Below are 24678 nucleotides of genomic sequence, written 5' to 3' on the forward strand. Positions count from 1 at the left end.
GGCCACGGTGGGCAGGTGGGGCGTGGGGTCGCTCTCGCGGTACCAGTCCACCGGGTCCAGGTGCAGGCGGGTGCTCACGCGCTGGGCGTCTTCGCGCCACGAAGCAGGCAGCGACGACAGCAGCTTGAGCCGCGCGCCCTCCACATCGCTGCCCAGCCCCAGGTCCTGCGCGGGGCCGCGCAGGCCGCTTAAAAACACGGCCTGCGCCTCCGACGGCGTGAGGCCGGTGAGTGTGGTCTTCCAGCCCGGCAGCAGCGCAAACCCGCCGTTGCGCCCCCGCTCGGCATAGATGGGCACACCGGCCGTGCTGAGCTGGTCCACGTCGCGGTACAGCGTGCGCACCGAAATCTCCAGCGCATCGGCCAACGCGGTTGCGCTCATGCGGCCCTGGGTTTCGAGCAGCATCTGAAGGGACAACAGGCGGCTGGCGCGCATGGGCAGGCAGATAGGTGGTGTGGGTTGATGAAAAAGAAACCGAAAGATAGCGCAAATACCTGCCATGCATTGGCAGGTATTGCGATGCAGACTGCGTCCCAACCCTTGACCTACCACCCACAAACAGGAGCCCGCATGCCCGCCACCGCTGACACCGAAACCCACCACTCCCTCGTCGAACTGCGCCAGTACACCCTGCACCCGCAGCAACGCGACGTGCTCGTCGACCTGTTCGACCGCGAGTTCGTCGAAACGCAGGAAGCCCACGGCATGCGCGTGCTGGGCCAGTTCCGTGACCTCGATCAGCCCGACCTGTTTGTCTGGCTGCGCGGCTTTGCCGACATGGACTCACGCCGCCGCGCGCTTGAAGCGTTCTACGGCGGCCCCGTGTGGTCTGCGCACCGCGCTGCCGCCAACGCCACCATGGTCGACTCGGACAACGTGCTGCTGCTGCGCCCCGCATGGCCCGGTGCCGCATCCGAACTGCCGCACCACGCTCGGCCAGAACCGGGTGTAACGGGCACGGCTGCGGGGGTGCTGGACGCCACCGTGTTCTATTTGCACGAGCCCGCCACTCCGGCCTTGCTGGACTATTGCCGCCACCGCATGGCGCCCACGCTGCAACGCGGCGGCGCGCGCCATCTGACGTGGTACAGCACCGATGACAGCCCCAACACCTTCACGCGCCTGCCGGTGCGCGCAGGCGAGCATGTGTTGCTGGGGCTGGCGCTGTTTAGCGATCTGGCGGCCCTGCAGGCGTTTGCCGACAGCGGCGCCTGGGCGCGCGATGTGGCACCGGGGCTTGCACCCTGGCTGGCCGCGGCGCCCGAGGCGCATCGCCTGCAACCCACCGCACGCTCTGCGCTGCATGCCTGACACCGCCCGCACCGCCGCGCCGCGCCGCCATCCACCGCCCGTGAAAGAACCCACCACCATGACCACCCCCAACCGCATCACCCTTCCCTCGCCCGCCGTGCAGCCCAGTGCAACACGCGACTTCGACTTTCTGATGGGCCCCTGGCGCATCCGCAACACCCGCCTGTTGCGCCGCCTGGCCAACTGCACTGACTGGGAAACCTTTGACGCCACCGGCACCGCGCGGCCGCTGCCCGGCGGTATTGGCAACTACGACGACTTCATCCCCGCCACCTGGAAGCCCGGCTTTGTGGGCATGGCGCTGCGCGTGTTCAGCCCCGTCTCACAGCGCTGGAGCATCTATTGGCTCGACAACACCTCCGGCGGCGTAGACCCGGCCACCGGCCTGCTGCAGCCGCCGGTGGTGGGCGGGTTTCGCGACGGTATGGGCCTCTTTGAAGGGCAGGAAATGTTCGAGGGCCGCCCCGTGCACGTGCGCTTTGAGTGGTCGCACATACACACCGGTGCGCCGCGCTGGCAGCAGGCTTTTTCGGATGACGGTGGGGACACCTGGGAGGTCAACTGGGTGATGGAGTTTGCGCGGCCGGTGTGAGGCCTTGTTTCGCCCGGATGGCATCACGGCACAACGGCCGCCCCAGACAGCGGGCCTTTTCCCCTGCGAAAGCATCGATTGGTGGCGGTTCGGCGAACAGTCCGTTGCGGAGAAGGGTATTTATCGATGTGGTCGTACGCCCTACAGTGACTTCACTGCCCCAGACGGCGGAAGCAACGCACCGGACTCACCCATGAACCCCTACTCCGCCACGATCCTGACGCACATCAATGCATCCCCGGCGCAGGCGTTTGAGCACATTGCCCCCATCGACCCCCGCGCCCTGTTCACCGGCTACGGGCCCTTGCCCGCCGTGATCGGCACGCGCGACCAGACGGGCGCCTGGGACACGCCGGGGCAGACGCGCACCGTGGCGCTGTCCGACGGCAGCGTGGCCGAAGAAAGGCTCAAGCACTACCACCCGGCGCAGTACTTCAGCTACACCGTCAGCGGCTTCACCGGGGCACTGCGCTGGCTGGCCACCGGGGCCAATGGGGCCTGGTGGTTTGACCCGCAGGCGGGTGGCACGCAGACCACGGTGCGCTGGCGCCACGCGTTTCATCCCCGCTCAAAATGGGCCGCGCCGGTGCTCTGGCTGCTGGCCAACGTGCTGTGGCGCGGCTACATGCGCAAGGCGCTCCGGTTGGCCAAGGTGCAGATCGAGACCCAAACGCGGACGGCCACAAGTCCTGCAGTTTCTGCCTGAATCAGCCCTCAATCGGCCTGACAAGCACAACGCACCCGTCAAGCAATCGCAGAATCGCAGACCCTAAGAACCTGTTCAAAGACGGCTCGCAGCGGTTCAGTTGCCTGTGGCATCCGTCTCCCAGCGCTCCGGGCCGACTGGGCGGGCCGGGCCGGCGGCACGCCGGTGGGGCTGTGTCCTATGGCTACCTGTGGTGGGTGGTGCCCGGCAAAGCGGCGCGACCCACCTTCACCGCCGCCGGTTGGGGCGGGCAGCTCATCTGGGTGTATCCGCCGCTCGACTTGGTGGTGGCCACTACATCCACCGTGTAGACGGAAAGCGGCCAACGCGGTCAGGCGCTGCAGTGGATCCGCAATCACGTCCTTGCAGCGGCCCAGCGCCGGGTGGCGAGTGAGGGCAAGTAGGCGCTGCTGCCTTGGCCTGACTGCCCACTGCCAAAATTCAAGCCTTTTTGGTCTCTATCGCTTATCCATCAAGCGCTAATAGCTATACTTTTTGAAGATCCAGAAGCCATCCGTAATCAAGGCTGCTTGTTTACAAACGCCACCGTCAGCCCCTTGGCTGTCACTGTGATGGGCCCGGGCTGCAGGCCCATGCCGTCGAACAGGGCTGTGTCCTGCGGGCGCAATTGGTGCAAGGTGACTTCGCGCAGGGATTGCTCGGCCAGCACGGGGCCATAGACATTGAGAAGGTCGTTGACTGCGGATTTGAGCGTGGGGAAGTCCAGCCGCCCCAGCTTGATCTGATGGGCGCGCAAGCTGCGGTCGCTCGCCTCGTAACGCAGCGCAAACTCCACGTCGAACGTACCGGCGTGGCCACGCCGCAAGGCAGCGCCCGCCGCATCCACCACCATGGCCGCGCCCAGGCGGTTGACCTCGGGCAGCAGGCGCAGGCGTGGCGCCTGCAAGGTCAGGTCGAAAAGGCCCTGCACCGGCACACTGCGCGGAAACTTGGTGGACGCCATCTCCTGCAACTGCTCCAGCGGCACGGTGTAGCTGGGCTGGGCCAGCGCCCCACGCCCTGTCAGCAGCATCCACGCTGCGCCGCCCAGGGCCAGGCCGAGGGGGGACGTGGATAGAAATCGTCTGCGATGCAGCATGGGGATTCACTCCTTGAAGGGGTATGGGACAACGCAGGGCTGAAAAGGTGCCGCGCCGTCGTGGGTTCTGACGATTGACCGCCCGAACAACTACAAAAATATCTATTCATCAACTAAATTAACCCATTGAATTTAATAGTATTTCATCAGAAATTATCTATTCATATAATGATTCATGGCCAGCTCCCATGACCTCACCCCCAAAGCCTTGCAGGCCCTGCGCCGCCAGGGCGGCGTGCTGACCAGCACCGAGTTGCAAGAGTTGCTGGGCGTGAGCCAGCCCACGGTGTCGCGCGCGCTGGCGCCGCTGATCCACGCGGGGCAGGTGCAGAAGGTGGGCGCGGCGCGCTCGCAGCGTTATGTGCTGCCCCGCACGGTGCCCGGCGTGGGCAACGAGGTGCTGGTGATGCACATTGACGCACAAGGCCGCCCTTCGCCGTTTGCGCGGTTGGTGCCCCTGGAGGGCGGCGCGTTCTGGGTGGACGAGGTGGACGGTGAACACCGCCGCCACGATGGCCTGCCCTGGTTTCTGGATGACATGCGGCCCCAGGGTTTCATGGGCCGCACCTTTGCCCATGCCCACCCCGAGCTGCAACTGGGCCACGACCCGGGCCACTGGAGCGACGACGACGTGCTGCGCGCCATGACGCTGTATGGCGACGACCTGCCGGGCAACCTCATCATGGGTGAGGCCGCGTTCCAGCGCTTTCACACGCTGCCTGCGCGGGCCTCGCGGGTGGCCTCGGCCGCAGACTACCCGCAGCTGGCCGAGCTGGCGATGCGGGGCACGCACCCGGGTTCGTCCGCTGGCGGCGAGCAGCCCAAGTTCTGCACCATCACGGCGGGGCGCCACGTCATCGTGAAGTTCTCCCCCGCAGGAGGTTCCGCCACCGACCAGCGCATGCGCGATCTGATGGTGTGCGAACACCTGGCGCTGCACACGCTGGCACAGGCCGGGCTGCCCGCAGCACCCACGCAGCTCTTCATGGGCGCGGGGCGGGTGTTTTTAGAGTCGGAGCGGTTTGACCGCACACCGCTGCCAACGGATGACCCGCAGGCCTTGGGCGGGCGCATCGGCATGGTGTCGCTGCAGGTCTACAACGCCGAGTATGTGGGCGAGATCGACAACTGGGCCGCCACCGCCAACCGCATGGCGGCGCGCAACCTGCTCACGCAGTCCGATGCGCGCACGCTGCGGCTGTTGGAGGCGTACGGCCAGCTCATCGCCAACACCGACCGGCACTACGGCAACATCTCGCTGGTGCTGCGGGGCGACGACTGGGCGCTGTCGCCCACCTACGACATGCTGCCCATGTTGTATGCGCCGGTGGGCGGCGAGCTGGTGCCCCGCGACTTTGCCAGCCGCCCCTTGCAACCCACCGCCGCAACGCTGGGTGAGTGGGAGCAGGCGCGGGGCCTGGCGCTGGTGTTCTGGAAGGCCGCGGCGGCGGACGAGAGGGTGTCGGCGGGCTTTCGGGCCATTGCAGCAGAAAACGTACGCCACGTGGGCGACTGAGAGAGCGGCTCGCATCTCCGGGACTGCGCACTGTCACTCCCTCTCCCCTCGCGGGAGAGGGCTGGGGAGAGGGGGGGCTGCACCCGCGCCGCGCCCGTTTCACCCCCTCTCCCCCCGCCCTCTCCCACAAGGGGAGAGGGAGCCCCCAAGGCTGTCCGGCAGGTGAAAGGCGTTGCGCAAAAAGAAAGGCCGGGGCCTCTGAAAATTCAAGCAAAAACAGGCCTTAGCGCTTATCCATAAAGCGCTGGCAGCTATACTTTTTGAAGCTCTAGCGCCCCACCACCGACCAACCGGCCTTCTGGTTGTTCTTGTCGTTTTCATACTCCCACCCGGTGCCGCAGCGGTCGCACACGTAGCGGGTGATGGTGACGTTGCCGTCGTCGCGCTCTTCCTTGCGGTTGCCGCGCTGCACCAGCTCGGCGTGGCCCGGCGCCTTGCGCCAGTTGCGCTGGATGCCCTGGCAGGGCTCGCACAGCACCATGGGTTTGAGGTCGTTCTGTCGGACTATGTCTTTGGTCAGCATGTGGGGGCAGCCCTGGTGGGCTGTGGTGTGTAGGCGAGCGGGCGGGTTTGCGTGCTGCGGGCGGCTACTGTAAGGCACCTGCGCGCAGAATGACACTGCATGGCCATCAAAAATCAAGCCAAATAGGCCTCCAGCGCTTTATTCATAAGCGCTAGAAGCTATCAATTCAGGAGTTATCCCTCAGCCCGCTGCCATGCGCAATCTGCGCGCTGCGTCTTCGTCGCGCGCATCGTCAATCTCGCGCAGCACGGCCTGCATGTCCACGTCGATGCGGTCGGGCGCGTAGCGGCCTGTCAACGGGGTCTCGTTGGTCAGCAGCCCGCTCTGGTACAGGCTCCATATCTCAGGTCCGTATTGCGTGGTGCGCAGCTCGGGCGCGTACTGCCCGAAGAACTCGCGCAGGTTGGCCACGTCACGCATCAACATGCGCTGGGCGTGGTTGTTGCCTGCGGCGTCCACGGCCTGGGGCAGGTCGATGATGACGGGGCCATCGTGGTCGTCTGCACCATCAACACCTGGCAGGCGCGCCAGCAGGATGTTGAACTCTGACAAATCACCGTGCACCACGCCCACGCACAGCATGCGTACCACCTCTGCCACCAGCGTAGCGTGGTGGGTGCGCGCGTCTTCGGGTGTAAAGCTCACATCGTTCAGGCGCGGGGCGGCATCGCCATGGGCGTCGGTCACCAGCTCCATCAGCAGCACGCCGTCGTGGAAGTTGTAGGGCTGCGGAACGCGCACGCCGGCTGCGGCCAGGCGGTACAGCGCATCGACCTCGGCGCTTTGCCACGCGGCCTCTTGCTCCTGACGGCCAAACTTGCTGCCCTTGGCCATGGCGCGGGCCGAGCGCGAGTTTTTGACCTTGCGATTCTCGGTGTAGTCCACCGCTTGCCGAAAGCTGCGGTTGTTGGCCTCTTTGTAGATCTTGGCGCACAGCGTGTGGTCGCCGTTGCGCACCACAAAAACCATGGCTTCCTTGCCGCTCATGAGCTGGCGAACCACGGTGTCGATCAGGCCTTCCTCGATGAGGGACTGCAGGCGGGGGGGTGCTTTCATCGGTGCATTTTGCCCGTGTGGCGCAATCAGCCCGGGCCGCGCAGATCGCGCAGCCGCTGGTGCACCGCATCGCCGTCATCCACCGGCAGCTGGTGCTTGGCCTGCAGGTAGTGGTTGGTGAACACGTCCAGGTACGCCTCCAGCGTCTGCGCGGCATGCAGCTCGCCCGCCAGTTCCAGGCACAGCGCGCCCACCTCGGACGTGCAGAAATGGTCCGTGCGGTTGGATCGGCGCAGGTGATAGCGCGACAGCTGCTCGGGCGCCAGGCTGAGCACGGGCAGGTGACTGAGGTACGGGCTCTTGCGGAACATCTTGCGTGCCTCGGGCCAGGTGGCGTCGAGCAGCACAAACAGCGGGCGCTTGCGTGGTTCCAGTTCGACCCCGGCTCGGGGCACCACCACCTCGTGCACCACCCGCTCCGGCGCCACGAACTCCCCAGGAAACACCACATACGGCTGCCACTGCGGGTCGGCCAGCAGCGCCAGCAGGTCCGGGTGCACCTCGGTGCGCGCCCAGCCAAACGCATAGGTGTCGGCTACCACATCAGCAATCAGCCAGCCGGTGTTGCTGGGCTTGAGCGGCTCGATGTCCGCCATCAGCAGGCACATGCCAGCGCGGGTGGGCAGCGCGGGGCGCAGCGCGCAGAGGCAGTGGCTGGGCACCAGGCGGCAGCCCGGGCAGCGCTCGCCCTTGGGGCCGCCCCGCGCCAGAAATGGCTTGGCGCTGCGGGCCAGGCGCTCGGTGCGCAGGCGCGACACCGCATGCGGCGGGGCGATTGCGGCAAGCGCCGTCACTGCCCGCCCGCCTGCTCCAGCGCAAACAGCGGCAGCTCGGCCTTGCGGCTGAGCCACACGCCGCCGCCCAGCTCGATGGCGCCTTCTTGCAGCCCGCGCCGGTACAGGTCGGCGCGGTGGCGGAACACGCGGCTGTCGGTGATCTCTTCATCAATGATGTCGCGCTCAAAGTCCTCGCGCGACACCGCCTCGACATACAGCGCGCCTTTCGTCAGGCGGCCCAGGTTGAGCAGCGCGGCCTTCAGGTCTGGCGGGCTCAGGTAGGGCAGCACGCCCTGGCAGATGACCAGGTCAAACGGCTTGTCGGCCGCGTAGTCGACCACCGAGCCCTGCTGCCACCCAAAACGCTCGCACAGGTACGGGCTGAACTCCACGCCCTGGTAGCTAGCCCCTGGAAAATGTTGCGCCACGATGCCCTTCCACAGCCCGATGCCGCAGCCCACATCCAGCACGCGGTTCACCGGCACGCGCAGGTACTTGAGGTAGCTGCACACAAAGGTGCCCAGCCGCTCCATGTGCGCGGGGTCCACCACGCTGGTCTTTTTGTCAAAGTAAAAGCGCTGGTAGTAGGCCTCGTCAAAAGTGGTGGCGCTGGCGGATTTCAATGGGCGGTCCTTGGGGGGAAAGAGAAGGAAGCGAAGGAGTATCCCGCACCTGGCGCCGGGCGCGCTGTGGCGCGGCACCGGGGAGGGCGAGGCAAGCACCCTGCGCCACGTCGACCCCGCCAGCGGCGCAGTGCTGCCGCAACTGGACAGGCCGCAAGGCGTAGGCGTGAGTGGTCTCGAATCGGACGGCGCCGGCGCAGTTCTACTGCGGCAGCAGCAGCACAGCACAGCAGCGGCAAGGTGCGCGCGGTGTGGCGACCAGGGGGCACAACGGCGGCCTGAAGCCGCCGCGAAAACGAGGTTGCGCGAGATGGGCGCTGGGCGCCTACCCAGGCGGTCAGGCCGCAGCGGGCTTGGGCGGGCGGTGCAGCACGCAGAGCTTGTTGCCGTCCGGGTCGCGCAGGTAGGCCAGGTACAGCTTGCCACCCGGGCCTTCGCGCCAGCCCGGTGGGTCTTCGCAGGTGGTGCCACCATGGGCCACGCCTGCCGCGTGGAAGGCGTCAGCCTGCTCGGGCGACTGGGCGACAAAGCCGATGGTGGCGCCGTTGGCAAAGGTGGCGGGCTCACCGTTGATGGGCGTGGTGATGCAGAAGGTACCCGTGGGGCTGCGATAGAAATACCGGTTCTTGTTGGCCACGCCGGGCGGCACACCCACCGTACCGAGCAGCGCATCGTAGAAATTCCGGGACACCTCCAAGTCGTTCACACCGACCATCACATGACTGAACATAGTTTCTTGTCTCCGTTGTGCCCCGGAGGGGCGGGGGTTGATAGGCACGCGGATGTTACCGACCCGGCCCCCGCCCCGCACGCACGCTGGCGACACAGCCATGCGCGGCAGTCTGGTTTCAGATCAGAATGCCATCTACCGCTTATCCAACAAGCGCTACTAGCTATGAAATTATGAGCAACACCAGCCCACACCACAAGCCCCTGAGCCCCGACTTCACCCCCGTCCCGCTTAACAAGGCGTACCGCCTGCTCAACCACGGCCCCACGGTGCTGGTGTCGGCAGAGCATGCGGGCGTGCAGAACGTGATGGCTGCCTCGTGGGCCTGCGCGCTGGACTTTGCACCGCCCAAGGTGACGGTGGTGCTGGACAAAGCGACCCGCACGCGCGAGCTGGTGGAGGCGAGCGGCGTGTTCGTGCTGCAACTGCCCACCCTGCCCATGGCCGCCATGACAATGGCGCTGGGCACCGACAGCGCCAAGACCCACCCGGACAAGCTGCGGCAACATGGCGTGGAGCTGTTTTACGCCCCCAGCCAGCCCACCGCACCGCTAGTGCAAGGCTGCGCGGCCTGGCTGGTGTGCCGCGTGCTGCCCGAGCCACACAACCAGCAGGCCTACGACCTGTTCATCGGTGAAGTGGTGGCTGTGTGGGCCGACGAGCGCGTGTTCCGCAACGGGCACTGGGAGTTCGACACAGCGCCCGACGAACTGCGAACGCTGCACTACGTGGCGGGCGGGCAGTTCTACGCGACGGGGCCGTCGGTGACCGTGTGAGCTGGCGCAGCGCAGGCGCGCAGTGACTTGGCTACGGAGAGAGCCGCCTTCAGTGAAGGCTGCTCACACTGCCACCCCCAGCTTGCCCAACAACGAATCCGCGCGATAGTTTGATCCGTCGACACCCTCCAGCAGAAACACCGTGGAGTGCGCATGCTGCGCACGCAGCGGAATCAGCGCGGCATAGGCGGGCGAGTCATACCAGGCACGGGTTTGCTGCAGGGAGGGGAAGCGGATGATGATGCAATCGCCGTCGAACGTGCCCTCCTTGGTCTCAGCCCGCGCGCCATGCGCCAGAAAGGCCCCGCCAAACGGCTCAAGCGTCGCGTCGATACGCTGCAGTTAAGCAACGATGTCGGGGCCGAATTGCAGATCGGTCAGCAGGCCAATGGCATAGGCGGGCATGGCGAAACTCCTTGTCGTGTTTCTCATCGGGGCCGCAGCACTGGGGCAGATGTCGGCTTCACGCTGACTTCGGGCCCACCACGACGACTGTAGAAAAACAAACCCGGCGTGGCGATTACCTCCGACGTCACGGCGCAGCGCGCAAACGCGACGCTTGTTAGCGCTGACCCATCCCGCCGGCCCTCGCGCCAAACGTCTCCAACCGCTGGGGTATTGAAGAAAATCGGGCGCCAGCGCTTACCAATTAAGCGTGAATAGCTATCAACTAGATAGCAAACCGCTCATCACCGCACGACTTCCAGAAACTCCGCATCCTGCCAATACCGTTCAAAGTCCTTGTCCGCCATGAACTGCGCGTGGGGCTTGCCCAGGCGGCGGGCGGCGGCGGCGCTTTGCAGCAGGCGGGGCTTGTCGCCGCCCACCGCGTAGTAGCAGGCCAGGTTGTACATAAGCGTGCCGTTGGTCTGCAGCAGTGGGTCGAACGTGGGGCCGATCAGTGTGGCCATCACCTTGTCTGCCAGGTCGCGGTGCTGGGGAGCGTGGATGGCGAAGGCCAGCGTCTGGCTGGCGATAACGCCCTGGTTGTAGGCCACGCTGTTGTCGCCTGTGGTGTGGCTACCGATGTGCGGGTGTACCTGCGCCAGATAGTGCCGCACCAGCGCGGCAGACGACGCAAAGTCGCCCGCGCGGTTGTAGTGGTTTACCAGCTCGGCATAGGCTGCCGTGACGTGCGGCGCCAGGGCGCTGGCGAGGGCGGGCGTGTCTTGCGCCATGGCCTGCGCCTGCTGCAGGAACGCGGGCAGCCCCGTGCGCGCGTTTTTGGTGGCCGCGGCGACCGCAGCTTGCAGTTGCTGGCGCTGCGGCTGGGTGGATGGGGTGGGCGGAGACGTTGGTGTGGTTGTGGACGGCACAGTGCGGGCGGCGCGCTCCACGGGCTGCACCACGTAGGTCAGCCGGGCCTGCAGCAACGGCAGTTGGCGGCTGCCGCTGCGCAGCAGCACCTGGCCCTGGTCCAAAGGGGCTTTCAGGTCGGGCACGCTCAGCACCAGTTCCAGCGGATCTGCGGCAGATGCCTCTTTGCGGCCACGGTTTGCGCGGGCGCGCGTGGCGTCGGCCTTCTTCATCGGGTCTGCGCCTGCAGCCAGCAGACGGTTCATCACCTCATGCGTTTCGGCGTGGGCCAGCTCGACGCGCAGCACCGTGTGGTCGTGCTCTTGGGATGGCGAGCCCCACGTCACGGTCAGCGCAGCAGGCAACTGGTGCAGCGCTGGCCACAGAGCGTCCACCGGCACCGGGGGTGGCCCGTCGCCCGCGTGCGGGCGGGGGGGCGGGCTGCGCAGCCACACATGCGCGGCGGGCAATGCAGCCACGGGCTGCGCCGTAGCGTTGCCACCGCTGCTGCCCACCGCTGGCGGCTGCGCTGCCGCAAACTCCACCGTGCCCGTCACCGGGGCAGAGCGGGTCACCGGCCCTTCAAACACCGGGCGCCATGCGGGCACGGTGCGCTGGGCGGCGGGCATGTCCGCCACACCGCGGGGCCGCACCACATACAGGCCGATGTCTTTTTCGTAGAGCTTGAACAGCGCCGCCTCGCCCTTGTGGTTCAAGTAGCCACGCGGGTGTACGCTGAACCAGGGGCTTGCGCCCGCCAGCGTGTCGGCGGGCTCCCACCAACGCATGTTGTGCATGAAGCCGTATTCGCCGTCCTCATGCGGCACAAACGCCTTGAACTGCACCACCTCACCGCCCACGTGCAGCCTCGTGTGCGCATCGCCAAACCAATAGCGCCCCGGCAGAGAGCCCGGCATGCCCATGGCCTTGAGCACCACACCCGCCGTAGCGCCAAAAAGCTGACCGCCCAGGCCTTCTTCAAGGTGGTATTTGCGCCGGTCAAACTTCACCACGTCCACCCGGGGCCGTGCGTCGCCAGATCCTGCAAAGCTCTGTGGGTCCACCTCCGTCCACGCGCGGCGCGCAGGCGGCAGTCCTTCAAAACAGGTGGCTTGCCAGCGCAGCGCATCGGCTGAATGCGTGCGCTGGTGGCACCAGGTGTCCACCTTGTCGATGTGGCGCGTGAGGTCCATCTTGTGGGCCTGGCCGTTGGCCCATACGTAGGCCCAGGCGGCGGCGTTGTCGGGCTTGTTGCCCTCCTTCTTGCCAAACTCCACCACCTCGGCCTTGGCCAGCGCCGCCACCACCTCGGCGTGCGACAGGGCATTGCCATCCACCAGCGCGCCATAGGCCTTGCGCTGCGGGCTGCCGGTAAACACCCAGTCCACAAAATGGTCGGGGGTAAACATCACACCGGATGTGAACAGCGAGCCCTGCACGCGCAGCGTGTCCTGCAACACGCCCTGGTCGCTGAACTTCCACAAGTAGCCCCCGGCCGCCGCCACCACCCGCCGCGTGCGTGGCACCACAAACATGCCGTCCACATGGCCATGCAGCACCTTGCGCACCTCCAGCGTGGCCGAGCCCGCGGTGTTGTCAGACAGGCGAGGGAACGCATCCTGTGCGGGCCCGTTGGCAAGCGCCGAGGTTGTCATGGTCATCGCGAGCAGGGTGAAGGCACCGAGAGAGCGGAGCAGGAAGATGGGCATGGCCCTGGCCCTCCCTGCTTTACTCCCCATCCAAAAGCCCTACCTGCTTGATGTCCGCAAACTTGGCCGCCATCGTCGGGTTGCCACGGGTCAGCTTCTTGATCGTCAGGTCTTCGGCCTTGTCGTTGGCCAGGCGCAGATTGTTGGCCGACTTGTGCAGCGCCTCCTTGGTCTTCTCCAGGTCCTTGATGGCCTCATCAATGCGCTTGATGGCTTCTTCGAACCCGTCGGACGCCAGGCGCCAGTTGCGCCCAAAGGCGCCCTTGAACTCCTCCAGCTGCGATTCGAACTTGGTGATGTCCAGGTTCTGCGCCTTCACCAGCGCCAGCTCTGACTTGTACTGCAGCGACTTCATCGAGGCATTGCGGAGCAGCGTGATGATGGGGATGAAGAACTGCGGCCGCACCACGTACATCTTGGGGTAGCGGTAGAACATGTCGACGATGCCGGTGTTGTACAGCTCGTTCTCGGGCTCCAGCAGCGACACCAGCACCGCGTACTCGCAGTTTTTTTCAGTGCGGTCCTTGTCCAGCTCCTTCAAGAAATCTTCGTTGCGCTTCTTCGTGGCCGTCTCGTCGCTCTCGTTCTTCATCTCAAACATGATCGAAACGATCTCGTTGCCCGCCTCGTCCGCATCGCGAAAGATGTAGTCGCCCTTGCTGCCGCTGCGTGCGTCGTTGTCCTTCTCGAAATACGCACGGGGAAATGCCGTGGCGCGGATGCGGTTGAACTCCGTCTCGCAGTGCTGCTCCAGCGTCTCGCCCACCATCTTGGTCGACAGGCGTGCCTTCATGTCCCGCAGCCGCGCAATCTCGCCGTCACGGTCGCGCAGCTGCAGGGCGAACTGCTCCTTAATGGCGGCCTCCTCCAGCTGCTTTTTCACCACCACCAGGTTCAGGTCGTTCTTGAGTTCATCGCGCTCCCGCGCCACCACCGTGACTGCCTCGGTCACCGCCAGCCTGCGCACTACCTCGCCTGCTTCCAGCTGCGATTTCAGCTGCTGAATCTCCGCGTCCTTCTTGGCGGCCACGCTTTGCAGCTCCTGCGCCAGCCGCGCTTGCGCCAACTGATCCGCTGTTTGCTGCGCTTGCCGCACGCGCTCCAGCTCGTTTGAGATGGCATCGCGCTGCTTTTCCACCGCGCTCAGGGCCTGCGCCACCGCCAAGTCGCGCTCCACCGCGCCCGCACCCAGCTGGGCCTTCAGGGCTTGAATCTCGGAGTCTTTGGCGGCCGTCGACTTCTGCAGCTCATTGGCCACCTGGGCCTGCGCCAGCGCCACCGCATTGCGCTTGTCCTGCTCGGCCAGCTCCAGCCGCTCGTGCAACTGCGCGCTGAAATCCGCGTCGCGCACCTGCTTCAGGATGTCGGCGTACCCGGTTTCGTCCACCTTGAACGCCTTGTTGCAGTGGGGGCAGATGATGTCGTGCATGGCGGTCACCGTGTGTCTTGTTTCGTTGGGTGGGGAGCATAGCGGGCAGGAGCGTGGGCGGACTATGTGCTTGTAGACACCTGCCTGGACCAAGTCCGCTTTATGGCCGGGCTGCGAATGCGTTGTCAGCCGGCCGTCTGAGGCGGCAGTTCCTGCATCGAGCCCATCTTGCTGATCACCAGGTCAATGAAGGCAGACACCGCCAAGGGCAGGTAGCGGCGGCTGGGGTAGACCATGTGCACGCCGTGCCCCAGCCGGTGGTACTGCGGCAGCACAGGCACCAGCAGCCCAGCGCGCAATTCACGCTGGGTCAGGGTAGAGGGCAGCAGCGCAATGCCCAAGCCCGCCAGCGCGGCCTTGCGCAAGGCCTGCGCCGTGTTGCCGCTGAAACGGCCCGCCACCTGCACTTCGGCCGGTGCTCCGTCCGGCCCTGTCACGCGCCAGGTGGCCTTGCCGCTGGGGTGGCTGAACACCAGGCAGTCGTGGTCTACCAGGTCTTGCAGCGTGGCCGGAACGCCCTGGCGGGCGATGTAGGCCGGGCTGGCCACCAAGCCATCGTTTCCCGCGTCCAGCACCCTGCGGGCAAACAGCCCCGAGTCTTCCAAAATGCCGCCCCGAAACGCCACATCAATCCGATCTGCAATCAGGTCGGCGCGGCCGTCGCTCAGCACAAAGTCCACCCGCACCTTGGGGTGCGCGACCAGAAACTCGGTCAGCCACTCCATCGCAAAAAAGTCCAGAAAGTCGGCCGGTGCCGCCACCCGTACCAAGCCGCTGGGCTCCTGGTTCACGGCCAGCAACTCCTCGCCCGCGTCCATCAGCCCCTCTACCGCGCCGCTGCAGCGCTCCAGAAACACCTGCCCCGCGCTGGTGAGCGTGAGGTTGCGGGTTGACCGCTGCATGAGCCGAGTGCCCAGCTGCGCTTCAAGCTGCTGCACCCGGCGGCTCAGGGTGTTGGGCGGCACGCCCAGGCGGCGCGAGGCCTCGGCAAAGCTGCCGCAGCGCACCACCTGCACAAAGATGGCCACGTCGTTCAGGTCCAGCATGGGCACATTCCTTCTATTTATGGACGAGTGCAATCATATTGCGCTATCTAGTCAATCAATCGATGAATTTTTAAGCTACAGGCATTACTTCAACACCTCCAAGGTACCCCTGATGTCTGCACCCGCTACCGCCCCCCGCGCCATCGCCCACCGCACCCGGGGCACCACGCACGGCCCCATCACCCGGCTCATGAGCCCTGGGGACCTGGGCCAGGCGCTCAAGCCCTTCATCTTTTTGGACCTGGTGCATTTCACGCCCGGCGCAGCGCAGCAGGGCTTTGGCATGCACCCCCACTCGGGCATTGCCACCGTCACGTTCTTGTCGGAAGGCGATGTGCGCTACGAAGACAGCACCGGCCAAGCGGGCCTGCTGCCTGCGGGTGGCGTGGAATGGATGCGGGCAGGCAACGGCGTGTGGCACACCGGTGCCCCCGTGGGCGATGCACCGGGCGTGGGCTTTCAGCTGTGGGTGGCGCTGCCTGCCGCGCTAGAAAACGCCCCTGCCCAAAGCCAGTACCTCGCCCCCGAGCTGGTGCCCCAGGTGGGCCCGGTGCGGGTGCTGCTGGGCGAGTACGGCGCAGCACACAGCCCCGTGGCAGCGCCTGAGGGCATGACCTATCTGGCCGTGCAGTTGGCCCAGGGCGAACGCTGGACCTACACCCCGCCCCCAGGCCACACCGTGGCGTGGGCGGCGGTGGCCAGCGGCGCGCTGACGGCGGGCGAAGCCATTGCCGCTGGCGAGCTGGTGGCGTTTGAGCCCTCCGGCCAAAGCATCGACTTTGTGGCCACCGACGCCACCACCTTTGTGCTGGGCTCTGCCGTGCCGCATCCGCACAAGCTGGTCATGGGGACTTACTCCGTGCACACCAGCCAGGCGGCGCTGCGGCAGGGCACCACAGAAATCCGGCGCATTGCCGGGCAACTGCGCCAAGCCGGGCGGCTGGGTTAATCCCTTTCACACCTCTCACACCTCTCTCCACATTCGACTTTTCACCGTTTCCTTTCCCTCCACCCACTTCACTCATTGACCAAGGAAATCATCATGAACATCGGCATCATCGGCTCTGGCGCACTCGGCTCTAACGTGGCACGCGCATTGGCCAACAAGGGCCTGTCGGCCACCCTCTCTACCCGGCGCGGCCCAGAGTCTTTGGCCACGCTGGTGGCCGAACTGGGCCCCACCATCAAGGCGGGCACCGTGGCAGAAGCTGCCGCCGCAGACATCGTGCTCGTAGCAGTGCGCTGGGAAGACCTGGGCCAGGCCCTGGGCCCCCTGCCCGCCTGGAACGGCCGCATCGTCATCGACGGCACCAACCCCGTGGAGTTTTTGGAGCCCAACTCGCCCGCCACCCAAGACCCCAGTAACCCGCTGGCGGCCTACGGCATCAAGGCCATTGACCTGGGCGGCCGCTCGTCCAGCGAAGTGTTCAGCGAATTCGTGCCCGGCGCCCGCGTGGTCAAGGCGTTTAACCACCTGGATGTGAACGTGCTGGCCCAGCCCCAAGTGTCAGGTGGCCAGCGCGCCATGTTCTATGCGGGCGACGACGCCGCCGCCAAGGCCGAAGTGCGCAAGGTGCTGGACGCCATCGGCTACTTCCCGGTAGACCTGGGCACGCTAGCCGTGGGCGGGCGTTTGTCTGAACTGCCGTTTGGCGCGTTGTCGGCCAGCCAGTTCATCAAGATCTGAGGGGGTGCCTGCAAGGGCACTTTCAGGGCCCCAGATACCTTGCGAAACGCAAAGCGCCTGGGGCCTGCGGCAATCCGAAATTCCGGAACAACGACCAATTCCAGGAATACCCCGGCACTCAGCTTCTCAGGGCTTCAGCGCAGGCTGCTCCCAGCCTGGCACGTTCACCGCGTAGCGCGTGGCCTTGCCTACCCCCTCTACGCGCAGCAAGCCGTAGGCCAGCAGATCGCTCAGGTCGCGCGTGGCGGTGGCTTTGGATGCGCCGGTGATCTTGGCGTACTTCTCATTGGTCATGCCACCCAGGAATCCGCCACCCGTGCCTGCGTGCCCTGCCTCCAGCAGGCGCTCCAGCACCTTGCGCTGGCGCTCATTGGTCTGGCACCGCGCCGCACGCAGGCGAAACTGCGCTTTGTCCGCCGCATCCCGCACCACGGCTTGGCTGGCGACGCAGGCGTGGGTAAACGCTTGCACAAACCACTGCACCCAGAGCGTAGCGTCTATCGCATCGGCATCCGGTGCCACACTGCGCAGGCGCTGCACATGGTTCAGCGCGTCGTAGTAGGCAGCGCGGGTTTTCAGCATCTGGTGCGCCAGGCCGTACACCCGCACCAGTGCAGGGCTGGTCTGGGGGTCTTGCGCCACCATGTCTTGCGCCAACGCCATGTCGGTCAAGGCGCGACCCACGCGGCCATTGCCATCCTCAAACGGGTGGATCGACTCAAACCACAAATGCACCAGCGCCGCGCGGGCAATGCCATTGACTGCGGAGCCCGTTGTGGCAATACCAGCAGTGGCGGCGCCAGCGGGGCGCGTGCCTTCAAACCAAACCACAAAGCGGTCCATCTCGGCAGTGACCTGCGCAGACGGCGGCGCCTCGTAGTGCACCACTTCGCGCCCCAACGCGCCGCTCACGATCTGCATGGCATCGGCATGGTCGCGCACGCGCCCCAACGCAATGCGCGTGATGCCCGACGTGCCCCCAGGAAACAGCGCCGACTGCCAACGGCACAGCCGGTCCAGGTCCAATACGGCACCGTGGTTGGCCAGTGCGTCTTGCATCACCTGCACCAAGCCTTCCGCAGACCGGTCAGTGCCCGGCGCATCGGCCAACTGAAGCCGGTGCGCCACCGACGAGCGCAGTGATTCGACATTGAGCTGCTCGCCCTCAATGGCGGCCGTAGCCAGCGCCTCTTGCACCCACAACTCGCGCTGCACCGCGTTGGCTTGCTCCAACCCAATGGCGCTCAGCAGCCCCAGCAACCGCCCCTGCTCCAGCCGGGCTTGCTCCAGCGAGGGGGCCAGAACGGCGGCATCGAACGTGAGCTGCGGCCATGCGCGGTGCTGCCAGATGTAGCGGGGCGTTGAGGGCGTGGTGAGGGTGGGCATGACGCGTATTTTGAACGATACGACTCAAAAAATGAGGTGTATTTTTATAAATGTGGCTCAACCAGATGAAAACCGCCATCGCTTCGGCTTACCGCAGCGCGCGCTGCGCTTTACGTTCCCGCAGCTATGGCCTGAGGCGGAGGCGGATTCGGCGAATTTTCAAGGTCAAATTGGCCTCCTTCGCTTATCCATAAAGCGCTAGCAGCTATCAAAACCATATCAAGCCGCGCCCGCAACGCTACAAGCCGCCGACGCTGGCGCTACGCCTGCCCTCCCCTGCAGCCCCGTAGAGTAAATTGCACCGCATGCCCCAAGCACCCGCTTCCCCCACATCCACCGCCTCCCCGGCATCCCTCATCGACTCCCGCCAAGCCGCATGGCGCCTGCTGACCACGCTGGGCCTCGTCGTACTGGGCAACAGCAGCATGTATGTGGTGTCGGTGGTGCTGCCTGCGGTACAAGCCGAGTTTGGGGTGGGCCGTGCAGATGCATCGCTGCCCTACACGCTGATGATGGTGTGCCTGGGGCTGGGCGGGCTATGGACGGGGCGGATGGCCGACCGGCATGGACTGATGCCGGTGCTGTCGTTGGGCGCAGTGGCGGTGTGTGGCGGGTTTGTGTGGGCGGGGCTGTCGGGCAGCATCTGGATCTTTGGGCTGGCGCATGGGTTGATGGGATTGATTGGTGCGTCGGCCACATTTGCACCGCTGCTCGCCGACACGGCGCTGTGGTGGAACAAGCGGCGTGGCATTGCGGTGGCGATTTGCGCCAGCGGCAACTACATTGCGGGCGCGCTGTGGCCGCCCATCGTGCAGCACGGCATTGAGGCGATTGGCTGGCGCCACACCTATGTGCTGATGGGGCTGGTGTGTGGCGTGGGCATGCTGCTGTTGGCGCTGCGCATGCGGCAGCGGGCGCCGTTGGTGTTGATGGATGTGGCTTCGTCTGCGGCGCCTGCGTCGTCACCTTTGGCAGGGGAGGCTGCGGCGGGTGCGGCTGCCCATTCTTCTACCGCTACTGCTGCACGCGCTCCTTCGGTTGCCCCAGCCATCGACCGCAGCCGCCCGTTTGGCCTGCGTCCGGTGCATGCGCAGTTGCTACTGTGCGTGGCGGGTGTGGCGTGCTGCGTGGCCATGGCGATGCCGCAGGTGCACATCGTGGCGTATTGCACCGACCTGGGTTTTGGCGCGGCGCGCGGGGCCGAGATGCTGTCGCTGATGCTGGCGTGCGGCATTGTCAGCCGCCTGGTGTCGGGCGTGATCTGCGACCGCATTGGCGGCGTGCGCACGCTGCTGCTCGGGTCGGCGTTGCAGGGGGTGGGGCTGATGCTGTTTTTGCCGTTTGACGGGCTGGTGCCGCTGTATGTGATCTCGGCGATGTTCGGCCTGTTCCAGGGCGGCATCGTGCCTGCCTACGCGATCATCATCCGCGAGTATTTCGCGCCGCAAGAGGCGGGTGCCCGGGTGGGCGCGGTGATCATGGCCACGCTGATCGGCATGGCGCTGGGGGGCTGGATGTCGGGCTGGATTTTTGACGTGACGGGCAGCTACCACGCGGCGTTCATCAACGGCATGGGGTGGAACCTGCTGAACCTGTCGATCATGGGGTGGCTGTATTGGCGGGTGCGGGGGCAGGGGGCGGTGCGGGGGGCTTCGCAGCCGGGTTAGCGCAAGCCCATCGCTTGACGGTTGGCGGCGATGTGTCCATGTCGTGTTCCGCCGTACAACCGGTGATGTTCTTGTCGAGAGGCCTTGTGGCTATTGCAGAAGTCCCCCAATACTCACACGCGACCCAATACTGCTGAGTAGACGGCGAGAAGATCCACTGAGAGCTCAGCGTCTTTCCTCGACGCTGCTGCCGGTGCGGTGCTTGTTGCACCAGTAGTTCCGGGGGGCCTTCGTAAAACGCGATATTGAAAAGGGGGTGGCTGTCATTGCTGCTGCGCACCTGCCAGCCGGGTGCCACCTTGTCCGAAGGCGTTTGCTGCACTTGCAGGGAGCGCGGACATACACTTTCGGAAGGCGAAAGCGCCGCACCGGCAGGCTGCTGCGCCCAGGCAGAAGAAGCCGCTCCAAGCGCGATGAGAATGACTGCGAGGGTTTTTTTACAAGGCATGACGATTACTCCACCACTGAGAAGGCGTCACCATTGCCGCTGGGATCAACGAAGTTACCGTTCTTGTCCTTGCCCTTGAAGATCAAGACGCGCTTACGGATTTTTCCGCTGCCGGTCCATTGGTCCACCACGGTTATTCCAGACGCATCCTGAGAAACATACAGCGCTGCGTGATTGCCGGTGGGTTTGTTCGGATACTTGCCATTGACGAAAGTAGCGATGGCTGTGCCCTTGGTGAGCAGCATATTGCCCCTGACCACAGCCCCTTCTCGCCACAACGATGTGGCTGGCGCACGGGCATGTTTTTTGACAAGCTCAACGCACTGTTGGGTTCCCACGAGCGGCCCTCCGGCGAGCGACTCGGGGTCCTCAAAAATATAGGGCATACATGACTTTCACAGAGGAGGGTTAGGCGCGCACCGAACTGGGTACGGGGGGTGGCAATAGCTCAAGCTGGGCGAGTCTAGAAGCCAAAATACGCGCCAAAACGTGAAAGATGCAACCAGTTGCGGATTGCCCCGACCCGCCCGCTACCTCTGCAAATACCGCCCCGCCAGCTCCTTCTGCGCAGCCGCATCCACCCCCAGCACATCCACCAGATACGGCTGCACGCCGCCAAAGTCGTTGTCGACCATGTCCAGCGCAGCGTTCAGAAACTCTTCTTGCACGCGCCACAGCACGGCCAGCACTTCTTCAGGCGCGTGGCTGCCCATGCCAGCGGGGCGCTGGTAGAGGCTGTTGGTGAGCAGGTAGTCGTGCATGACCACGTCGCGCGGCACGCCCAGGGTGAGCAGGATGAGGGCAGCGGCAAAACCGGTGCGGTCTTTGCCTGCGGTGCAGTGGAAGACGGTGGGGGTGTCGCTGGCCAGCAGCAGGCGAAACAGCTCGGCAAAACGCGGAGCGTTGTCGTGCACAAAGCCTCGGTAGGTGTCTTGCATCAGCCCCACGGCGTCTTGCGCGGTGATCTGGTGGCCGGTGCGCTGCAGCTCTAGCGCGCGCTGGACCACGGTGGGTTCGATGTGGAGGGGGTGGTAGGCGATGCCGGGCAGCGCGTAGGCATAGGCGGCGCTTTCGGCCTTGCCCCTAAAGTCCACTGCGCGCGACACGCCGAGGTCTGCCAGCAGGGCCTGGTCCTGTGCGGTGAGTGCCGCCAGGTGGTCTGAGCGAAAGATGCGCCGCCATTTCACCTGTTGCCCGCCGTGGCCGATGTAGCCGCCCAGGTCGCGAAAGTTGGTGGCGCCCATCATGGGCAGGGATCGGGTGGGGGCTTGCTGCGGCATGGTGCGAGGTGCGCGGTCAGTGAGGAGAGGGGTACAGGATAGTCGGGCTGTGTGGCAACCGCCTGTCGCGCGGGTGGCTGGGGGGTCTGATCGGTTGAGACGTGGACGGCCGCAACGGCAATGCGCCTGCGCCTCGCTACGGATGGCGCGTGTGCAAAATTGCGGAATGCTCCACCAGCGCTTTGTTCCCGCCCCACCCGACCTGCAGCCCTGGCTGGAGGCGACCGTGGTGGTGGACTGCCCTGCAGAGCTGGCGCAGTCGCAGTTTCCGGCGATGGTGACGAGCATGCTGGTGGTGCGGCGGGCAGGGCAAGTGATCTGCCACGGCGCGCAGGTGCCAGCGGCGGCGTGGATGAGCGCCAGCACCTGCGCCACGGTGTATGCACACCAGGGCCGCGTGCACGCCGTCGGGCTGTTGCTGCGGCCCGAGGCAGCGGCGGCGCTGTTTGCTGGCGCATGCGGGGCGGTGAACGCGATTCGCCCCATGGCTGAACTGGCGGGCACCCGGTGGGCTGCGGTAGAGCGCGGCGTGCTGGCGGCGGCAGACGATGATGCCCGGCTGGACGTGTTGTGCCAGTTCATCCGCGCCACCGCTGCACCGCCGTCTGATTGCGAGGTGCGGCGGCTGCAGGCGTTGGCACTGCTGACCGCGGCCTGCCGTGCCGATGAAGGCGCCGGTCAGCACATGGGCCTGAGCAAGCGCCAGTTTGAACGGCGTTTTGTGGCGCACTGGGGCATGGCGCCCAAGCAGTTTCAGGTGATTGCGCGGCTCAACAGTACGCTGTGGCACGCCCTTGCCAACGCGCCAAGCGGCCAAGGTGCCGAACTGGCGGTGGACCAGGGCTACTACGACCAGTCGCACATGGGGCGCGATGTGCGCAGGCTGGCGGGCCAACCGCTGCAGGCGCTTGTGCAAGACACGCGCACGCCACTCAGCACGCACTGGCCTTTGCAGATAGGCGCACAGACGCAGCCGAAACCGCTGCATAAAACATGTCAGGAATCTCAGTCCTCAGCGGGGGCGCGCAGGCGATAAGCCAGATAAAGCGGCATCGCAAACGCCAGGCTGATGCAAAAGCAGGCAGCGATCCAAGCCCAGCGCCACGAGCCCAGGCTGCGGTCGGCCACAACCCAGACGGAAAACGCCACGGCGGCTAGGTACACGTCGAGGGTGATGCCGGTGGTCAAAGGGTTGGCAAATGCGTCCCGCCAGAAGACATCGGGCATCACGCTGCCGCCCGCCAAAAAGTACACCGCGTTGAAGTACCAGGGCACGGCCAGCCCCACAAAGGCCAGCAGCAGGAAGAAGGCGCGCAGGTGCTTTTTTTGCATCGGTTCGATCAGCCCCACGGATGGGCTGGTAGTAGTGAATCAATGCGGCGATTGGACGCGGGGAGCACCCCTGCTGGATAGGAAAAAACCGACATGCGCAGCGTGGCGCGCGCATGTACGTAGCCAGCGCGCGGCGTGTGCACAGCGTATCCACCTGCTGGCAGCGCCGCCGTGGCAAAGCCAGCGGCGGCGCGCCCTTGGGGCCGATTTACTTGCCTTGCACGTACGCGTTGCGCGCCGTCACTGCCAGGTCAGGGTAGTTGGCAAACACGCCGTCCATACCCATGTCCAGGAACTTGCGGAAGTCGGCAGCGGCCAGGGTGGCGTCGGCTTGGGCAAAGGTCCAGCCGTGCACCTTCAGGCCTGCGGCGTGCGCCTGGTCGATGAAGGCCTTGGTAACGGGGTAGGTGGTGTTGTTGATGAGCACGCCCACGCCTTCGTTGAAGGCGGCCACGTCTTTCAGCGCAAGCATCTGCACGCCGCTGGCGCCGGTGACGCCCATGCGCGGGGTGCCGTCGGCAGCGGCGGTGGCCACGCCCAGCAGCACCTGGGGCATCTTGTTGTTCTGCGCGATCTGCTTGGCGCGCAGGCTGCGCAGTGTGGCGTCGCTGAACGACTGGATGTAGAGCTTGCTGTTGGCGTTGTAGCCGTTGGCGTTCAGCGTCTTCAAGATGCCGTCTTCCATCACAGGGTCGGCCTGTTTGGCCTCGGGGTAGATGCCTACTTCGCGGCCCACGGCGGTGCTTTGCTTTTTGGCAAAGTCCACCACTTCCTGAAAGGTGGGCACAGCAAACGGGGTAGCGGCACTGGGGGTAAAGCCGGGGTAGCTGGTCTTGCCGGTGCTGGTGGGCACTACGGTCAGGGTCTTGATTTCGGCCAGGGTGAAGTCAGACACCTTGTAGCCGCCATTGCGCTGCGCGAACAGCGCAGCCACGTTGGTGGTGCGGGTCAGGGTGTCGTCGTGGATGGCGACCAGCGCGCCGTCTTTGGTGAGCTGCAGGTCGGGCTCGATGAAGTCGACGCCCATGCGGATGGCCAGCTCGTAGCCGCCTAGCGTGTGCTCAGGCAGGTATCCGCTGGCGCCGCGGTGGGCAATGACCTGGGGTTGGGCGGGTGCGTCGTTGTCGCTGCCGCCGCAACCGGCGATGAACAGGGCAGACAGGCAGACTGCGGCGAGGGAGAAGGCTTTCATGGCGAGCAGGTCCAGATTTTGATAAAGAGGCGGACTCTATCGGCGCACCGTGGCAGTGGCGTGACATGTGCGCGCAGCGCAGACACGGGCGGGACAGGCAGGTAAACACTGCCATGACGCCCAAGCGGAGACCCGGCGCGTATGCAGTCAGCTACTGCGGCAGCGAGGTCACGGCGCCGTCCACCGGCAGCTCCTGGCTGCCCTTGGGGCAGGGCTGGTCGGTGTAGGTGGTGCGGCCATCGCGCACACATTTGCGCGGCTGCGGGGCCAGGGGCTCGGATGCGGCGCCTTTTGCAGAGCGGGCCTGTGCGGCGGGCTGCTGCTTGCCGGGCGGCAGGGTGTCGGCACCGGGTCGGGTGATCTTCTTCCAGGCCTGCTCAGACCAGGGCCCGGCGTGGGGCAGCCACTGGTCCGAGGTCCACCACGCAGCGGCAGCCGCAGCCACCAAGGCCACCGCGATGACGGTGAGGACCGTGCGTTCGGTACGGCTGCGCATGA

At 65.6% G+C, this 24678-nt stretch carries 28 protein-coding genes; 10 read left to right on the forward strand and 18 right to left on the reverse strand.

Going from position 1 to position 24678, the window contains the following annotated elements; translation table 11 throughout:
* A partial coding sequence (locus ACK4OE_RS15065; protein ID WP_409885623.1) for a helix-turn-helix transcriptional regulator occupies nucleotides 1-435 on the reverse strand: 435 nt, incomplete at its 3' end.
* A 135-nt stretch (nucleotides 436-570) separates the two neighbouring features.
* Here ACK4OE_RS15065 and ACK4OE_RS15070 point away from each other — a divergent pair.
* The 4 genes from ACK4OE_RS15070 (at nucleotide 571) to ACK4OE_RS15085 (ending at nucleotide 2920) form a co-directional block, all read left to right on the forward strand.
* A complete protein-coding gene (locus tag ACK4OE_RS15070; protein ID WP_409885624.1) occupies nucleotides 571-1311 on the forward strand; it encodes an NIPSNAP family protein in 741 nt (246 codons plus the stop codon).
* The gene (locus tag ACK4OE_RS15075; RefSeq protein ID WP_409885625.1) at nucleotides 1304-1903 is read left to right on the forward strand and encodes a hypothetical protein; all 600 of its coding nucleotides are present in this window, start codon (nucleotides 1304-1306) and stop codon (nucleotides 1901-1903) included. The genes ACK4OE_RS15070 and ACK4OE_RS15075 overlap by 8 nt, the downstream gene beginning before the upstream one ends.
* A 193-nt stretch (nucleotides 1904-2096) precedes the next feature.
* Entirely contained in the window at nucleotides 2097-2609 is a 513-nt protein-coding gene (locus ACK4OE_RS15080) for an SRPBCC family protein (protein ID WP_409885626.1), read from the forward strand.
* Nucleotides 2610-2782: 173 nt separating this feature from the next.
* On the forward strand, nucleotides 2783-2920 hold the full coding sequence (locus ACK4OE_RS15085) for a hypothetical protein (RefSeq protein WP_409885627.1): 138 nt from the start codon (nucleotides 2783-2785) through the stop codon (nucleotides 2918-2920).
* 209 nt (nucleotides 2921-3129) lie between these two features.
* On the opposite strand, the gene ACK4OE_RS15090 is transcribed toward ACK4OE_RS15085, so the two are convergent.
* Complete coding sequence (locus tag ACK4OE_RS15090) at nucleotides 3130-3708, reverse strand: DUF1439 domain-containing protein (protein ID WP_409885628.1); 579 nt, start codon at nucleotides 3706-3708, stop codon at nucleotides 3130-3132.
* 175 nt (nucleotides 3709-3883) lie between these two features.
* Between ACK4OE_RS15090 and yjjJ the strand changes: the two genes are divergently transcribed.
* Entirely contained in the window at nucleotides 3884-5224 is a 1341-nt protein-coding gene (gene yjjJ, locus ACK4OE_RS15095; protein WP_409885629.1) for a type II toxin-antitoxin system HipA family toxin YjjJ, read from the forward strand.
* A gap of 268 nt (nucleotides 5225-5492) precedes the next feature.
* Here yjjJ and ACK4OE_RS15100 read toward each other — a convergent pair whose 3' ends face one another.
* The 5 genes from ACK4OE_RS15100 to ACK4OE_RS15120 all read right to left on the reverse strand — a co-directional run bounded on the left by ACK4OE_RS15100 (nucleotide 5493) and on the right by ACK4OE_RS15120 (nucleotide 8932).
* Complete coding sequence (locus ACK4OE_RS15100; protein ID WP_100412314.1) at nucleotides 5493-5744, reverse strand: hypothetical protein; 252 nt, start codon at nucleotides 5742-5744, stop codon at nucleotides 5493-5495.
* A gap of 183 nt (nucleotides 5745-5927) precedes the next feature.
* The gene (locus ACK4OE_RS15105) at nucleotides 5928-6803 is read right to left on the reverse strand and encodes a PA4780 family RIO1-like protein kinase (protein ID WP_409885630.1); all 876 of its coding nucleotides are present in this window, start codon (nucleotides 6801-6803) and stop codon (nucleotides 5928-5930) included.
* A 26-nt stretch (nucleotides 6804-6829) separates the two neighbouring features.
* Nucleotides 6830-7597 (reverse strand): tRNA-uridine aminocarboxypropyltransferase, encoded by a 768-nt coding sequence (locus ACK4OE_RS15110; RefSeq protein WP_409885631.1) that lies wholly within the window; start codon nucleotides 7595-7597, stop codon nucleotides 6830-6832.
* Nucleotides 7594-8202, reverse strand: a complete 609-nt coding sequence (locus tag ACK4OE_RS15115; RefSeq protein ID WP_409885632.1) for a class I SAM-dependent methyltransferase — start codon at nucleotides 8200-8202, stop codon at nucleotides 7594-7596. The genes ACK4OE_RS15110 and ACK4OE_RS15115 overlap by 4 nt, the downstream gene beginning before the upstream one ends.
* Nucleotides 8203-8539: 337 nt before the next feature.
* Nucleotides 8540-8932 carry a VOC family protein gene (locus ACK4OE_RS15120; protein ID WP_409885633.1) on the reverse strand — a complete coding sequence of 131 codons (393 nt, stop codon included), beginning with the start codon at nucleotides 8930-8932 and terminating at the stop codon, nucleotides 8540-8542.
* A 203-nt stretch (nucleotides 8933-9135) separates the two neighbouring features.
* On the opposite strand from ACK4OE_RS15120, the gene ACK4OE_RS15125 reads away from it, so the two are divergent.
* Nucleotides 9136-9708 carry a flavin reductase family protein gene (locus ACK4OE_RS15125; RefSeq protein WP_409885678.1) on the forward strand — a complete coding sequence of 191 codons (573 nt, stop codon included), beginning with the start codon at nucleotides 9136-9138 and terminating at the stop codon, nucleotides 9706-9708.
* 63 nt (nucleotides 9709-9771) lie between these two features.
* On the opposite strand, the gene ACK4OE_RS15130 is transcribed toward ACK4OE_RS15125, so the two are convergent.
* The 4 genes from ACK4OE_RS15130 to ACK4OE_RS15145 form a co-directional block, all read right to left on the reverse strand.
* Nucleotides 9772-10050, reverse strand: a complete 279-nt coding sequence (locus tag ACK4OE_RS15130; RefSeq protein WP_409885680.1) for a DUF1330 domain-containing protein — start codon at nucleotides 10048-10050, stop codon at nucleotides 9772-9774.
* Nucleotides 10051-10397: 347 nt separating this feature from the next.
* A complete protein-coding gene (locus ACK4OE_RS15135; protein ID WP_409885634.1) occupies nucleotides 10398-12665 on the reverse strand; it encodes a TPR end-of-group domain-containing protein in 2268 nt (755 codons plus the stop codon).
* 67 nt (nucleotides 12666-12732) lie between these two features.
* Nucleotides 12733-14142: a DUF2130 domain-containing protein gene (locus ACK4OE_RS15140; RefSeq protein WP_409885682.1), complete on the reverse strand. Its 1410-nt coding sequence runs from the start codon at nucleotides 14140-14142 to the stop codon at nucleotides 12733-12735.
* A 125-nt stretch (nucleotides 14143-14267) separates the two neighbouring features.
* Complete coding sequence (locus tag ACK4OE_RS15145) at nucleotides 14268-15188, reverse strand: LysR family transcriptional regulator (RefSeq protein WP_409885635.1); 921 nt, start codon at nucleotides 15186-15188, stop codon at nucleotides 14268-14270.
* A gap of 112 nt (nucleotides 15189-15300) precedes the next feature.
* Here ACK4OE_RS15145 and ACK4OE_RS15150 point away from each other — a divergent pair, with 112 nt between their 5' ends.
* Nucleotides 15301-16137, forward strand: coding sequence for a pirin family protein (locus tag ACK4OE_RS15150; RefSeq protein ID WP_409885636.1), 837 nt, complete (start codon nucleotides 15301-15303; stop codon nucleotides 16135-16137).
* 93 nt (nucleotides 16138-16230) lie between these two features.
* On the forward strand, nucleotides 16231-16875 hold the full coding sequence (locus tag ACK4OE_RS15155) for an NADPH-dependent F420 reductase (protein WP_409885637.1): 645 nt from the start codon (nucleotides 16231-16233) through the stop codon (nucleotides 16873-16875).
* 126 nt (nucleotides 16876-17001) lie between these two features.
* On the opposite strand, the gene ACK4OE_RS15160 is transcribed toward ACK4OE_RS15155, so the two are convergent.
* Nucleotides 17002-18261 (reverse strand): Fic family protein, encoded by a 1260-nt coding sequence (locus ACK4OE_RS15160; RefSeq protein ID WP_409885638.1) that lies wholly within the window; start codon nucleotides 18259-18261, stop codon nucleotides 17002-17004.
* A 305-nt stretch (nucleotides 18262-18566) separates the two neighbouring features.
* Here ACK4OE_RS15160 and ACK4OE_RS15165 point away from each other — a divergent pair, with 305 nt between their 5' ends.
* Nucleotides 18567-19928, forward strand: coding sequence for an MFS transporter (locus tag ACK4OE_RS15165; protein ID WP_409885639.1), 1362 nt, complete (start codon nucleotides 18567-18569; stop codon nucleotides 19926-19928).
* On the opposite strand, the gene ACK4OE_RS15170 is transcribed toward ACK4OE_RS15165, so the two are convergent.
* The 3 genes from ACK4OE_RS15170 to ACK4OE_RS15180 form a co-directional block, all read right to left on the reverse strand.
* The gene (locus ACK4OE_RS15170; protein WP_409885641.1) at nucleotides 19861-20376 is read right to left on the reverse strand and encodes an STY0301 family protein; all 516 of its coding nucleotides are present in this window, start codon (nucleotides 20374-20376) and stop codon (nucleotides 19861-19863) included. The genes ACK4OE_RS15165 and ACK4OE_RS15170 overlap by 68 nt on opposite strands.
* A 5-nt stretch (nucleotides 20377-20381) precedes the next feature.
* The gene (locus ACK4OE_RS15175; protein WP_409885643.1) at nucleotides 20382-20762 is read right to left on the reverse strand and encodes a BPSL0067 family protein; all 381 of its coding nucleotides are present in this window, start codon (nucleotides 20760-20762) and stop codon (nucleotides 20382-20384) included.
* Nucleotides 20763-20906: 144 nt separating this feature from the next.
* Nucleotides 20907-21656, reverse strand: a complete 750-nt coding sequence (locus tag ACK4OE_RS15180; RefSeq protein ID WP_409885645.1) for a tyrosine-protein phosphatase — start codon at nucleotides 21654-21656, stop codon at nucleotides 20907-20909.
* Nucleotides 21657-21822: 166 nt separating this feature from the next.
* Here ACK4OE_RS15180 and ACK4OE_RS15185 point away from each other — a divergent pair, with 166 nt between their 5' ends.
* A complete protein-coding gene (locus tag ACK4OE_RS15185; protein WP_409885647.1) occupies nucleotides 21823-22692 on the forward strand; it encodes a helix-turn-helix domain-containing protein in 870 nt (289 codons plus the stop codon).
* Here ACK4OE_RS15185 and ACK4OE_RS15190 read toward each other — a convergent pair.
* The 3 genes from ACK4OE_RS15190 to ACK4OE_RS15200 all read right to left on the reverse strand — a co-directional run bounded on the left by ACK4OE_RS15190 (nucleotide 22662) and on the right by ACK4OE_RS15200 (nucleotide 24676).
* Complete coding sequence (locus ACK4OE_RS15190; protein WP_409885649.1) at nucleotides 22662-22988, reverse strand: DUF2834 domain-containing protein; 327 nt, start codon at nucleotides 22986-22988, stop codon at nucleotides 22662-22664. The genes ACK4OE_RS15185 and ACK4OE_RS15190 overlap by 31 nt on opposite strands.
* Nucleotides 22989-23196: 208 nt before the next feature.
* Nucleotides 23197-24180 carry a glycerophosphodiester phosphodiesterase family protein gene (locus ACK4OE_RS15195; protein WP_409885651.1) on the reverse strand — a complete coding sequence of 328 codons (984 nt, stop codon included), beginning with the start codon at nucleotides 24178-24180 and terminating at the stop codon, nucleotides 23197-23199.
* Nucleotides 24181-24331: 151 nt separating this feature from the next.
* Nucleotides 24332-24676, reverse strand: coding sequence for a DUF4124 domain-containing protein (locus ACK4OE_RS15200; RefSeq protein WP_300461544.1), 345 nt, complete (start codon nucleotides 24674-24676; stop codon nucleotides 24332-24334).
* Nucleotides 24677-24678 lie beyond the last annotated feature (2 nt).

The organism is Acidovorax sp. (genome assembly GCF_046314175.1).
GTDB lineage: Bacteria > Pseudomonadota > Gammaproteobacteria > Burkholderiales > Burkholderiaceae_C > Acidovorax.

Excerpts from the sequence above, each read along its gene's own strand:
- ACK4OE_RS15160 (WP_409885638.1), bottom strand. The coding sequence starts at position 18,261 with ATGCCCACCCTCACCACGCCCTCAACGCCCCGCTACATCTGGCAGCAC.
- ACK4OE_RS15105 (WP_409885630.1), bottom strand. The coding sequence starts at position 6,803 with ATGAAAGCACCCCCCCGCCTGCAGTCCCTCATCGAGGAAGGCCTGATC.
- ACK4OE_RS15165 (WP_409885639.1), top strand. The coding sequence starts at position 18,567 with ATGCCCCAAGCACCCGCTTCCCCCACATCCACCGCCTCCCCGGCATCC.
- ACK4OE_RS15075 (WP_409885625.1), top strand. The coding sequence starts at position 1,304 with ATGCCTGACACCGCCCGCACCGCCGCGCCGCGCCGCCATCCACCGCCC.
- ACK4OE_RS15145 (WP_409885635.1), bottom strand. The coding sequence starts at position 15,188 with ATGCTGGACCTGAACGACGTGGCCATCTTTGTGCAGGTGGTGCGCTGC.
- ACK4OE_RS15070 (WP_409885624.1), top strand. The coding sequence starts at position 571 with ATGCCCGCCACCGCTGACACCGAAACCCACCACTCCCTCGTCGAACTG.
- ACK4OE_RS15120 (WP_409885633.1), bottom strand. The coding sequence starts at position 8,932 with ATGTTCAGTCATGTGATGGTCGGTGTGAACGACTTGGAGGTGTCCCGG.
- ACK4OE_RS15155 (WP_409885637.1), top strand. The coding sequence starts at position 16,231 with ATGAACATCGGCATCATCGGCTCTGGCGCACTCGGCTCTAACGTGGCA.
- ACK4OE_RS15170 (WP_409885641.1), bottom strand. The coding sequence starts at position 20,376 with ATGCCTTGTAAAAAAACCCTCGCAGTCATTCTCATCGCGCTTGGAGCG.
- ACK4OE_RS15175 (WP_409885643.1), bottom strand. The coding sequence starts at position 20,762 with ATGCCCTATATTTTTGAGGACCCCGAGTCGCTCGCCGGAGGGCCGCTC.
- ACK4OE_RS15190 (WP_409885649.1), bottom strand. The coding sequence starts at position 22,988 with ATGCAAAAAAAGCACCTGCGCGCCTTCTTCCTGCTGCTGGCCTTTGTG.
- yjjJ (WP_409885629.1), top strand. The coding sequence starts at position 3,884 with ATGGCCAGCTCCCATGACCTCACCCCCAAAGCCTTGCAGGCCCTGCGC.
- ACK4OE_RS15180 (WP_409885645.1), bottom strand. The coding sequence starts at position 21,656 with ATGCCGCAGCAAGCCCCCACCCGATCCCTGCCCATGATGGGCGCCACC.
- ACK4OE_RS15140 (WP_409885682.1), bottom strand. The coding sequence starts at position 14,142 with ATGCACGACATCATCTGCCCCCACTGCAACAAGGCGTTCAAGGTGGAC.
- ACK4OE_RS15185 (WP_409885647.1), top strand. The coding sequence starts at position 21,823 with ATGCTCCACCAGCGCTTTGTTCCCGCCCCACCCGACCTGCAGCCCTGG.
- ACK4OE_RS15080 (WP_409885626.1), top strand. The coding sequence starts at position 2,097 with ATGAACCCCTACTCCGCCACGATCCTGACGCACATCAATGCATCCCCG.
- ACK4OE_RS15090 (WP_409885628.1), bottom strand. The coding sequence starts at position 3,708 with ATGCTGCATCGCAGACGATTTCTATCCACGTCCCCCCTCGGCCTGGCC.
- ACK4OE_RS15195 (WP_409885651.1), bottom strand. The coding sequence starts at position 24,180 with ATGAAAGCCTTCTCCCTCGCCGCAGTCTGCCTGTCTGCCCTGTTCATC.
- ACK4OE_RS15200 (WP_300461544.1), bottom strand. The coding sequence starts at position 24,676 with ATGCGCAGCCGTACCGAACGCACGGTCCTCACCGTCATCGCGGTGGCC.
- ACK4OE_RS15150 (WP_409885636.1), top strand. The coding sequence starts at position 15,301 with ATGTCTGCACCCGCTACCGCCCCCCGCGCCATCGCCCACCGCACCCGG.
- ACK4OE_RS15135 (WP_409885634.1), bottom strand. The coding sequence starts at position 12,665 with ATGACCATGACAACCTCGGCGCTTGCCAACGGGCCCGCACAGGATGCG.